This is a genomic window from Roseburia porci (assembly GCF_009695765.1).
GTDB classification, from domain to species: domain Bacteria; phylum Bacillota; class Clostridia; order Lachnospirales; family Lachnospiraceae; genus Roseburia; species Roseburia porci.
The window spans coordinates 45,264-56,511 of the sequence record NZ_VUNI01000021.1; the positions used below are offsets into that span (position 1 = coordinate 45,264).

Genomic DNA, 11,248 nt, shown 5'->3' on the forward strand with positions numbered 1-11,248 from the left:
TTTTAATTAATGTTAGAGTAGATTGGTTATTTGTGTTAAAAAAAGAGAGGCAAATATATGCAGATTAAGAAAGTTTTGGTATTAAATCCCTATATTCCGACACTTGGTGGCGGAGAAAAACACATGGGATATATGTGTCAGTTTATTGAGCAGTATTACAATTACGATGTATCAATTGACATCCTTGTTCACAATTACAATGAAGTAGATATACATGCAGAGGATTATGTGACAATCGAAGATATTAATCGACAGTTCGGCCTGAATCTGCAGAAAACAAAAATTCGTAAACTTGATATTGAAAAACCAATGACAAAGCTCGAATTTTTGCATAATAAACAGACAATCGAGGCAATCACAAAAGAATATGATCTGTTTATTAACTTCATGTTTTTAAGCAAACATATGGGAAAAGCAAAAGTGAATATCTATCAGTGCATGTTCCCGCCACATCGTTTTGCAACAGAGATGCAGGACAGCTTCTGGCAGAAGATGGTCGGAAGATATTTTGATTTCCGGTTTTTCCACAGTTATCAGTCAATGATTGCAAACTCTAAATTTACGCAGCACTGGCTTGCAACCTACTGGAAGCCAGATCGTAAAGAAACCTGCATCTATCCTCCAGTCTTTAATGAGGATGAGATCGAGGGAAGATATGTGGAAAGCAAGAAAGAGAACATCATTGTAAGTGTTGGAAGATTCTTTGTGGCAGCACATAGTAAGAAACAGCTGGAGATGGTGGAGTTCTTTGTAAAACATCACGATGAGCTGAAAGACTATGAATACCATCTTGCAGGTGCGGTTTCCAATCTGCCAATTGATATCGAATATTTAAATAAGATCAAAGCGCTTGCTGCTACGGTTGATAATGTATTTATCCATGAGAACTGTCCATTTGACGAACTCATGGATCTCTACAGTAGAGCAAAGATCTTCTGGCATGGCACTGGATATGGAATTGACGAGAACAGAGAGCCGGAGAAGATGGAGCATTTTGGAATTACAACGGTAGAGGCAATGAGTTATGGTGCTGTTCCGGTTGTAATCAATAAAGGCGGACAGAAAGAAACGGTTGAACAGGGTGTCAATGGTTTCCGCTGGAACGACGGGGAAGAATGCATCAAATACACACTTCAGCTTGCGCAGGATGATGCTTTAAGAGAAAAAATGGCCAAAATATCAGTAGAACGTGCGAAAGATTATTCAATCGAAGAATTCTATCGCCGTCATGAAGAGGTGTTCCATGAATTACACATTTAATTATGATGTATCTGTTATATTAGTAAATTATAATGGTAAAAAATATATTGATGCGTTATTTGATTCACTGATCCGATTAGAGCATGATGATTTTACATTTGAGGTCGTATTTGTAGATAATAATTCCTCCGATGGCTCTGTAGAATATCTGAAGCAGAATTATAAGGATAAATGTAATCTGAATATTGTAGAAACCGGAGAAAATAAAGGATTTGCAGGTGGAAATAATGCAGGTGTTGCAGCTTCCAGTGGACGTTATGTCGTTCTTTTGAACAATGATACGGCAGTAGATCCAAAATGGCTGACAAATCTGTATCATTTCATGCAGAAACACCCGGAATGTGGAATGGCCAACTCTAAGCTTTTGTTTTTTTATGATTTTATCAAGCTTACATTTGAAACATCGGATAAGGTCATTCTGAATAAAGAGATTCGCATTAATGGTAAGGAATATACCATTGACAGTAAATTCTGTAAGAATCTGTTATATGAACCGGACCAGCTGGTTTGTTTTGGACATACAGAAATCAGTGTGCCATTGATAGAGGGGCTGGAATCACAGTCGGATTATCAGTTTGAATTTGAAGTAAAAAGCGCTCCGGCTGGCTCTAAGATCAAATGCGAGACAGAGAGTGTAGAGGCACAAAGTGGAAAAGTGTTGCTGGAATTAGATAATTCCAAAATTCAGGAATTCCGCTATAGTCTGATTCAGAATGCCGGTTCTGGAATTAATCAGGATTATGATGGATTTGATATTGGCTTCTGCGAAAAAGACAGTGAAAAATATCAGAAAAGTTATGAACTCACCAATGGATGTGGAGCATCCATTATGATGTTACGCGAGGACTTTGACAAAGCGGGCTGCTTTGATGAACGTTTCTTTATGTATTATGAAGATACCGATCTGTCACTGCGTATTCGCAAGCTTGGAAAGAAAATACTTTTCTGTCCGGATTCAATTGTTCGTCACATTCATACAGGAAGCAGTAAGGAGTGGTCCCCATTCTTTACGTATCATGTATATCGGAATAAACTTTTAATGATTGGAAAGAATGTTTCTAAGAAAGCATACTGGAAGTATTTCCTTCAGCAGTATTATCTTGGAATTCGGCATAGAGATCCAATGAAACGTAAAGGAACAATGGATTCACTGAAGATTTTACGTGGAAATAATGATGTTCATTATGAGGCACAGTAGGAGAATATTATGAGTTATATCAAAGAGATTATTAGCAATCGTAAGCTGATTGCGAAATTATCATTCAATGATTTTAAAACAAAATATGCGGGATCCTTTCTTGGAATCGTATGGGCTTTTATACAGCCGTTAATTACCATTTTTGTATACTGGTTTGCATTTCAGGTCGGACTCAGAAGTCAGTCAGTAGGAAATTTCCCATTTGCACTCTGGTTTATGGCAGGTCTGATTCCATGGTTCTTCTTTTCAGACGGATTAAATGGAGGAACGAATGCACTGATCGATTATAGTTACCTCGTAAAAAAAGTCGTATTCAATATTGATATTTTACCGATTGTAAAGGTAATTTCAGCGGTATTTGTACATGTATTCTTTATCCTGTTCTTACTGATCATGTATGCATTATATGGATATTTACCGGATGGATATTCTTTACAGATCCTTTATTATTCAGCAGGTTTATTCTGTCTGGTGCTTGGTTTATCCTATATTACAGCTCCGCTTGTTGTATTTTTCAGGGATCTTGGACAGATCGTCAATATCATCTTACAGGTAGGCGTATGGATGACTCCAATTCTTTGGAATATCGATACGATGGAAGTCAGTGATACAATTAAGAATCTGCTGAAACTGAATCCGGTATATTATATTGTACAGGGATATCGAGACTCACTGATCAATAAGGTTGGATTCTGGGAGCATCCGGGAAATACGATTTATTTCTGGGTATTTACCATAGTAGCATTTGCGATTGGTACACATTTATTTAAGAAATTAAGACTGCACTTTGCAGATGTACTGTAACAGAGGGATGGAAATATGGAAGATATTGCAATCAAGATTAATCATGTAAGCAAGATGTACAAGCTCTATAATAAGCCATCAGATCGTTTTAAAGAAGCACTCGGGCTTAGTAAAGAGAAAAAATATAAAGAACATTATGCATTAAATGACGTATCATTTGATGTAAAACGTGGAGAAACGGTTGGAATTATTGGAACAAATGGATCCGGAAAATCCACAATTTTAAAAATTATCACAGGCGTTTTAAATCCTTCAGGTGGAAATGTTGAAGTAAACGGAAGAATTTCAGCGTTGCTTGAGCTTGGTGCCGGTTTCAATAATGAATATACGGGGCTGGAAAATGTATACCTGAATGGTACAATGATTGGATTTTCAAAAGAAGAGATCGATGAGAGATTGCAGGATATTCTTGATTTTGCAGATATCGGGGATTTCATCAATCAGCCGGTAAAAACCTATTCAAGTGGTATGTTTGTACGTCTGGCATTTGCAGTTGCAATCAATATTGATCCGGAGATCTTGATCGTTGATGAGGCATTGTCTGTTGGTGACGTATTCTTCCAGGCAAAGTGTTATCACAAATTTGAAGAATTTAAAAAGAATGGAAAAACAATTCTTTTCGTAAGTCATGATCTGAGTTCTATTAACAAATACTGCGATCGTGTTGTTCTTCTGAATAAAGGTGATAAACTGGCAGAGGGTGAGCCAAAAGACATGATCAACATGTACAAGAAACTGCTTGTACAGGAACACGATGCAGTTATGGACATGGCTAAGCCGACCGAAGCACTTCATATTACAGAATTAAAAGAGGGAGAGCTTTGGCAGAAAGCATTTAATCTGAATCCAAATCATGAATCCTATGGGAATGGTGAAGTCAATATAGTGGATTTCGCCATTGTTGATCATAACGGAAGACTCAGTAATACCATAGAGAAGAATACAGAATGTACCATTAAAATGAAAGTGCAGTTTACACAGGATGTTGATGCTCCAATTTTTGCATTTACCATCAAAGATCTCAAAGGAACTGAGATTACTGGAACCAATACTCAGCTTGAAGGCATAGAAGATATGGAATGCAAAGCCGGAGAGATAAAGACGATTGAATTTAAGCAGAACATGAATCTTCAGGGTGGTGATTATCTTATTTCATTTGGATGTACCGGTTTTAAGATGGGAACTTTCACGGTATATCACAGATTGTATGACCTGCTGAATCTGAATGTTGTTGCAAAAAAGAATTCTGTAGGATATTTTGATATGAACTCAGAAGTTAATATAGTTGAGGGTTGAGGTGTGAAATGACAGAACAGATAGGGAAAGTAACTGTAAATTATCAATATTATGAGGGACAGGATTTCTACAGCGATGGAGACGTGGAAGATGAGATCCTTCAGATTGTGAAAGAACATCAGGAAGACGAATATAACCAGATCATAGCGGAACGCAAGAACTGGCCAATTTTATATCATTTGTCACATATTCGCGGGAATATTTTACAAAGTATGCCGATCGGAAAAGAGGATGAAGTACTTGAAATCGGCGCGGGTTGTGGAGCAATTACAGGAACACTGGCACGCAAAGCAAAACATGTGACTTGTATTGATCTGTCCAAAAGACGTTCTTTGATCAACGCATATCGAAATCAGAAATGCGACAATATTGAAATTATGGTTGGAAATTTCCAGGTCATTGAACCGAATCTGCCAAAACAATATGATTGTATTACTTTGATTGGAGTGCTGGAATATGGAGCTTCCTATATACAGTCGGAAGATTCTTACTATGAATTTTTAAATATTATCAAAAAGCATTTGAAACCAAACGGTCGTATTTATATTGCAATTGAAAATAAATTAGGAATGAAATACTGGGCAGGATGTCAGGAAGATCACGTTGGTGGGTTCTTTAAAGGTGTAGAAGGATATCATGATGTAAAAGGTGTCTACACGTTTGGAAGAAAAGAACTGGAAGCTTTGATCGGTCGTGCTGGTTATAAAGACATGACATTTTATTATCCATATCCGGATTATAAATTCCCAATGGCAATCTATTCAGATGACTATTTGCCGAAAAAAGGGGAATTAAGCCGGAATAATCTCAATTTTGACAGAGAAAAGATATATATGTTTGATGAGAGTAAGGTATTTGATCAGGTATTGGAAGAAGGGATGTTCCCGTTCTTTTCCAATTCTTTCCTGGTAGAAGCCAGAGTGGGAGAATAGTGATGGAGAAATTAATTTATTCAAAATTTTCGAATGAAAGAGATTCCAGATACGCCATTGAAACCAGTATTGTAATCGATGAAGCACAGAAACAGTGGGTTGTGAAACGACCAATGTCTGCAGATGGAAAGCAGCATTTTGAAAATATCAAACAGGCTTATCACAGTCTGAGTCAGATGTTTCCGGAACAGAAGATGAAGATTCAGCCATATATCGAAGCTGACGGTGAGATCCGCTTTCCGTATGTGGAGGGCGAGGATATGGAGAAGATACTTCATCGTACCTTTGAAAAAGAGGGTTATGAAAATATGCTCGCAATGATCCGGGAATATTTTGCAATGATCCGGGAACACTCTTCGGACTGTACTTATAGCAAAACAGAAGAATTCGTAAAGATGTTTGGAGATTATGATTTCCCGGAAGATACAAAATGCGGGAAAGCCAACAATCTTGATTATGGATTTGCAAATGTAATCGTATCTGGGCAGGAGAAAACACTGATTGATTATGAGTGGACAGTGGATTTCCCGGTTCCGATTGATTTCCTCCTTTACCGGGCGTTACATTATTATGTGTATACCAGCCCGAACAGTATTGAGATGGTCGACAAAGGAATCTTTGATTCACTGGGATTCAGGCAGGACGACATAATCAAATATGTTGCTATGGAAAAACACTTCCAGAAATATATTTCATCCGGAATGACTACATTGGGAGAACTCCATGAGACAATGGGTGCTGCGACATATAATATCAACGAAATGGAGCAGTGTTACAAAAAAGAAAAAGAACCATTAATGCAGGTGTATTTTGATTATGGTGAGGGATTTATCCATGAAAATTCATACTATACAACACCAAAAATTGATGAGGAAGGTGTTGAAACACTTCAAATCGAAAATATTCCTGAGAATGCACTTCGTGTACGTATTGATCCGAGAAAAGAATCCTGTGTTATGAAGGTTATCAGTTTCCAGAATGAGCGTAAGGATGATATGATTTCCAGAATGGATTGCAACGGAACATCCTGTGGAGAACATGTATACGTGTTTAATGTGCCGGATCCATGGTTTGTCGTAGCTCATAAAGACTATCATGAATTGACATTGCAGATATCACTGAAATCAGAATGCTACGTATCTGAGCTGTGCAAGATTAAAGAAGAAAATGAGAATCTGCAAAGAAGAGCAGAAGAGGCAGAGAGACAATATAACGATATATTGAATTCAACCAGTTGGAAGATTACAGAACCGCTTCGCAAAATAAAAAAACATTAGTAAAAACTCCCCTGGAGGTGGAAGCCATCGGGGAGTTTTTTGAGCAGATTATTTGAGAAATGTACGAGGTCAAGAAAATGATAAAGAAAAAAATGGATAAGATATCTTCCATGTGTGGTCTTTTGATTGTATGGGGGATTGTCACAGTTGTTCTTCTGGCAATGTTTCATATTGGTGGATTTCATATAGAATATCCGCTTTCTAATACAGGAAGAGATGACACCAGTTATATGGCTGAAATTAAAATGTCGTATGATACAGGCAGTTGGAAATCAAGCGAATTTCTTGGGGCGCCATTTGGGACAGACAGATCATCGAATGTTTCCTATTACTTATTTAATGATGTGCATTTGTTATCTATGGCACTTGTGTATCTTACGGGCAGTGTGTTTATGGCACAGAATTTGACTTATATTTTACTGTTTTATATTAATTCAGCAGTAACATATGCAGTGTTAAGGGTACGTAAGATTAATCCGGGAATTAGTATTGTTGGAACGATTTCGTTTACTTTTCTGACTTATGTGTTTTATAGAAATGTTTCACATATGATGCTGACACCAATATATACAATTCCTTTGGCAATACTTATTTGCCTATGGATTTTTGAAGATGACCGAGTGGCCAGATATGGAAAAGGATTTTTCCATTATAAAAGAAACTGGGCAGTGATTTTATTTTCGATACTTATTGTAAACAGTGGAATTGGATATTATACCGTATTTGCATGTTTCTTTTTTATGGTGGCTGGAATATATAAAACAGTTGAAAGACGATCATTTCTTGGAATACAGCAGTTTTTGAGTCAGGTTGTAACTACATTTATCTGTATGGGAGTAACGATTAGCGGTTATGTAATTGATGTTCTGCAAGGAAAAAATTCAGTAATGACATCGCTCAGATCCTATGGAGATGCAGAAATTTATGCCTTAAAAATAGTGAGATTGTTTTTACCAACGAAAGGAACTGGAATCCAACGTATTGATAATGTGTTGGCAGCGTATAATGCATCTGCAGTTTGCCAGACAGAAACCTCGGAATATTTAGGGGTGTTGGGTGTGATTGGATGTATCATTCTTTTTCTTGCATTGTTTGTAAATGTAAAAAAATCGGAAATCAAAATGATGTCCGTTATGACAATTTGTGCAATTCTCTATGGTGCAATTGGAGGATTGGGAGTGGTCTTCTTCCTTTTTGTGACGGACATGGTCAGATGTACCAATCGTATCAGCGTATACATTGCGTTTATGTCTATTTATACTGTTTGTCTGCTTCTACAGCGGTTATATAACTGGATAAAACAACATGGGACGATGTTGTCAAAAATATTATTTCAATTTGTAATGTGCCTTGCCCTTGTGGTAACATTATGGAACCAGGTGCAATGGCATCATTTTGACAATAATGCGCAGATTCAGGCGTGTGATATGCAACAATCATTTGTAGAAGAACTTGAAGAGATGGTTCCAGACGGAGCAATGATTTACCAGCTTCCATATTGGGAATATCCACCAGGACCTGGAATTAACAATATGAATCCAAATGAACTTTTACAGCCGTATTTGTATTCAACAAAAGTGAAATGGAGTTTTGGAGCCTTTTCAGGAGAACGTTCTTTGAAATGGAATGCTTACGTTTCACAACTTAATGTGAATGACATGGTAGATAGCTTAAGTTATATGGGATTTGAGGGCATATTTATAAATTCAGGTGCTTACACAGAAGATGAATTTACAGAATTGACGTCACAACTGAATCAGATATTTGGAAAACCAGATATTGTATCAGCAGATGATAAATGGTATTACTATGATATTTCGCAGTATGCACAACAATTGAAGAAGAGCATGTCTGAAGAGGAGTGGCAAAACCATGTGAATCAGGTGAAAGGATATGGAGAACAGGCATCAGATGAATAAATTAGGAAATATGTGTTGGAATTTAATTGAGAAGATCGTACGATGGTGTTTGAAAATTCTATTCCGAATTATACACAAGGATTTAGATGAAACAATCATAGAGGCTTTTTTGCAATTTGTAAAATTTGGCATTGTTGGAGTATCGAACACGATCATCAGCTATGTTTTGTATGCAGGTTGTCTTTTGATTTTTAGGGGCATTGGGATTCTTACGGGAATAGATTATATCGTAGCGCAGGTGATTCAATTTATTTTAAGCGTACTCTGGTCATTTTACTGGAATAATAAATATGTCTTTGAATTGAAAAAAGGAGAGAAGCGTTCTCTTTGGAAGTCTTTATTAAAAACATATGTATCATATTCCTTTACGGGACTGTTTTTAAGTAGTATATTATTAGTATTGTGGGTTCAGATTCTTGGAATATCTGAGTTTATTGCACCAATCATCAATTTATTGATTAGTGTTCCATTGAATTTCATTATTAACAAGTTTTGGGCATTTAAAAAAGCATAGCAATATAATTATGTAGAGGACAGGCTTTATGGAACGAAAAGAAAAATTATATCTGGTAATTCCTTGTTATAACGAGGAAGAAGTATTACATGAAACAGAACATCGTCTGACTGTAAAATTAAATCAGATGATAGCAGACGGATTAATCTCGGATGAAAGCCGTATGGTATTTGTGGATGACGGATCCAAAGACCGGACATGGAATATTATTACAGAACTTCATGAGAAGAATCCGCTGGTACTTGGAATTAAATCTTCCAGAAATCGTGGACATCAGAATACACTTTTGGCTGGTCTTATGACAGTAAAGGACGAATGTGATATGGTGGTATCCATGGATGCAGATCTTCAGGATGATATTGAAGTGCTGGATCAGTTTGTGCAGCAGTATTATGATGGCTGTGAGATTGTATATGGAGTGCGCAGTGCCAGAAAGACAGACACATTCTTCAAGAAATTCACAGCAGAAGGATTCTATAAGCTGATGGAGTGGATGGGAGTCGAAATAGTATTCAACCATGCTGATTATCGTCTTATGAGTAGCCGGGCACTTCAGGAACTTGCAAAATACAAAGAAGTTAATCTGTTTTTAAGAGGAATTGTTCCAATGATCGGTTTTAAGACCGGAATTGTGACATATGAGCGTCATGAACGTTTTGCAGGAGAATCAAAGTATCCGCTTAAGAAAATGCTTTCATTTGCAATGGACGGGATTACATCCCTTAGTATTAAGCCGATTCGTTTTATAACAGGACTTGGAATTACGTTATTCGTAATCAGTATTATTTTACTTGTTTATTATACAATTGGTTACTTCCTTGGTAATACAACACCGGGCTGGGCAACGATCGTTGTTTCAATTTGGGGAATCGGAGGACTGCAGTTACTTGCAATTGGAGTAATTGGGGAGTATATCGGTAAGATTTACATGGAAACAAAAGAAAGACCAAGATATATTATTGAGGAATTCCTCAAATAGAGAATGGAAGGCAGAATCAATTATCATGAAAATAGATCATACATTTGCAATATGTGCATATAAAGAATCAGAGTTTCTGGAGGACTGTATTCAGTCTTTAAAGAATCAGACTGTTCAGACAAATATTATCATGGCAACATCCACGCCAAATGATTTCATTAAGAATATGGCTGCAAAATACGATATTCCATTGTATGTGCGGGATGGCAAAAGCGACATTCGGGATGACTGGAACTTTGCTTATAACCAGGCTAAAACAGAGTGGGTGACAATTGCACATCAGGATGACGAATACAATGAACATTATGTAGAAGAAATGTGTAAGAAACTGGAAGGTGTAAAGAATCCGATCGCATTTGTTACAGATTATATTCCGATTAAAAATGGGCAGATCGGACCGAGAGATATTAATTCCAAGATTCGTCGTTTCCTTCGTAAGCCATTAAAGTATAATAAACTTGCTGGAACGAGATTCTGGAAGAGAGAGATTCTTTCACTGGGGAATACCATTTGTTGTCCTTCCGTCACTTATTACAAGAAAGTATTGGGGGATTCTTTCTTCACATCAGAATTAAAGTTTAATATTGACTGGGATACTTTCCTGAAATTCTCCGAAATCCCGGGGGTATTTGCATATGTTGAAAAACCATTAACTTATTATCGTGTACATGATGGTGCAACCAGTAAGGAATTTATTGTAGATCATAAGAGAGTTGCAGACGACACCTTTATGTTCCAGAAGTTCTGGCCAAACTGGATGGTTAAAATTATTATGCACTTTTATAAACGGGCATATGACACATATAATTAAAAAATACTTAAGGAATATTAAGGAAATCTTAAGAAAAGAATTGCGTGAGATACAATTGCATAGTATAATTGCTACAGAGAGAACATTCGGGTAGCATGCAAAGGCAGGCAGAGTTATGTCTGTCTTTTTTACTTTATAGGAAAGATCGCCTTTGGCGTTCTGTTGAATTGAAAATAGCCCGCACAAAGGCGAGCATGACAAATAAACGATTGTCAGTTTAGAAGATGTAGAAACCTTCTTCACCGAAATCGTCATCAA

At 36.9% G+C, this 11,248-nt stretch carries 10 protein-coding genes; all 10 read left to right on the forward strand.

Annotated features, from left to right (window positions below):
- The first annotated feature begins 57 nt into the window (after window positions 1-57).
- The 10 genes from FYJ75_RS11360 to FYJ75_RS11405 all read left to right on the forward strand — a co-directional run bounded on the left by FYJ75_RS11360 (window position 58) and on the right by FYJ75_RS11405 (window position 10,990).
- A complete protein-coding gene (locus FYJ75_RS11360) occupies window positions 58-1,260 on the forward strand; it encodes a glycosyltransferase family 4 protein (RefSeq protein ID WP_154430568.1) in 1,203 nt (400 codons plus the stop codon).
- Complete coding sequence (locus tag FYJ75_RS11365) at window positions 1,244-2,458, forward strand: glycosyltransferase family 2 protein (protein ID WP_195839000.1); 1,215 nt, start codon at window positions 1,244-1,246, stop codon at window positions 2,456-2,458. Before FYJ75_RS11360 ends, FYJ75_RS11365 begins: the two co-directional genes overlap by 17 nt.
- 9 nt (window positions 2,459-2,467) lie before the next feature.
- Window positions 2,468-3,262 carry an ABC transporter permease gene (locus tag FYJ75_RS11370; RefSeq protein ID WP_154430570.1) on the forward strand — a complete coding sequence of 265 codons (795 nt, stop codon included), beginning with the start codon at window positions 2,468-2,470 and terminating at the stop codon, window positions 3,260-3,262.
- Between the two features lie 15 nt (window positions 3,263-3,277).
- Window positions 3,278-4,558, forward strand: coding sequence for an ABC transporter ATP-binding protein (locus FYJ75_RS11375; RefSeq protein ID WP_154430571.1), 1,281 nt, complete (start codon window positions 3,278-3,280; stop codon window positions 4,556-4,558).
- Between the two features lie 8 nt (window positions 4,559-4,566).
- Window positions 4,567-5,490, forward strand: a complete 924-nt coding sequence (locus FYJ75_RS11380; protein WP_154430572.1) for a class I SAM-dependent methyltransferase — start codon at window positions 4,567-4,569, stop codon at window positions 5,488-5,490.
- 2 nt (window positions 5,491-5,492) lie between these two features.
- Complete coding sequence (locus FYJ75_RS11385) at window positions 5,493-6,767, forward strand: hypothetical protein (protein ID WP_154430573.1); 1,275 nt, start codon at window positions 5,493-5,495, stop codon at window positions 6,765-6,767.
- A 77-nt stretch (window positions 6,768-6,844) separates the two neighbouring features.
- Window positions 6,845-8,686, forward strand: a complete 1,842-nt coding sequence (locus tag FYJ75_RS11390) for a hypothetical protein (RefSeq protein ID WP_154430574.1) — start codon at window positions 6,845-6,847, stop codon at window positions 8,684-8,686.
- Window positions 8,679-9,200, forward strand: a complete 522-nt coding sequence (locus FYJ75_RS11395) for a GtrA family protein (protein WP_154430575.1) — start codon at window positions 8,679-8,681, stop codon at window positions 9,198-9,200. The genes FYJ75_RS11390 and FYJ75_RS11395 overlap by 8 nt, the downstream gene beginning before the upstream one ends.
- 28 nt (window positions 9,201-9,228) lie before the next feature.
- Complete coding sequence (locus FYJ75_RS11400; RefSeq protein ID WP_154430576.1) at window positions 9,229-10,179, forward strand: glycosyltransferase family 2 protein; 951 nt, start codon at window positions 9,229-9,231, stop codon at window positions 10,177-10,179.
- A gap of 25 nt (window positions 10,180-10,204) precedes the next feature.
- Entirely contained in the window at window positions 10,205-10,990 is a 786-nt protein-coding gene (locus FYJ75_RS11405; protein WP_154430577.1) for a glycosyltransferase family 2 protein, read from the forward strand.
- Window positions 10,991-11,248 lie beyond the last annotated feature (258 nt).

Coding starts and splice junctions, on each gene's coding strand:
- FYJ75_RS11360 (WP_154430568.1), top strand. CDS start 58: ATGCAGATTAAGAAAGTTTTGGTATTAAATCCCTATATTCCGACACTT.
- FYJ75_RS11365 (WP_195839000.1), top strand. CDS start 1,244: ATGAATTACACATTTAATTATGATGTATCTGTTATATTAGTAAATTAT.
- FYJ75_RS11370 (WP_154430570.1), top strand. CDS start 2,468: ATGAGTTATATCAAAGAGATTATTAGCAATCGTAAGCTGATTGCGAAA.
- FYJ75_RS11375 (WP_154430571.1), top strand. CDS start 3,278: ATGGAAGATATTGCAATCAAGATTAATCATGTAAGCAAGATGTACAAG.
- FYJ75_RS11380 (WP_154430572.1), top strand. CDS start 4,567: ATGACAGAACAGATAGGGAAAGTAACTGTAAATTATCAATATTATGAG.
- FYJ75_RS11385 (WP_154430573.1), top strand. CDS start 5,493: ATGGAGAAATTAATTTATTCAAAATTTTCGAATGAAAGAGATTCCAGA.
- FYJ75_RS11390 (WP_154430574.1), top strand. CDS start 6,845: ATGATAAAGAAAAAAATGGATAAGATATCTTCCATGTGTGGTCTTTTG.
- FYJ75_RS11395 (WP_154430575.1), top strand. CDS start 8,679: ATGAATAAATTAGGAAATATGTGTTGGAATTTAATTGAGAAGATCGTA.
- FYJ75_RS11400 (WP_154430576.1), top strand. CDS start 9,229: ATGGAACGAAAAGAAAAATTATATCTGGTAATTCCTTGTTATAACGAG.
- FYJ75_RS11405 (WP_154430577.1), top strand. CDS start 10,205: ATGAAAATAGATCATACATTTGCAATATGTGCATATAAAGAATCAGAG.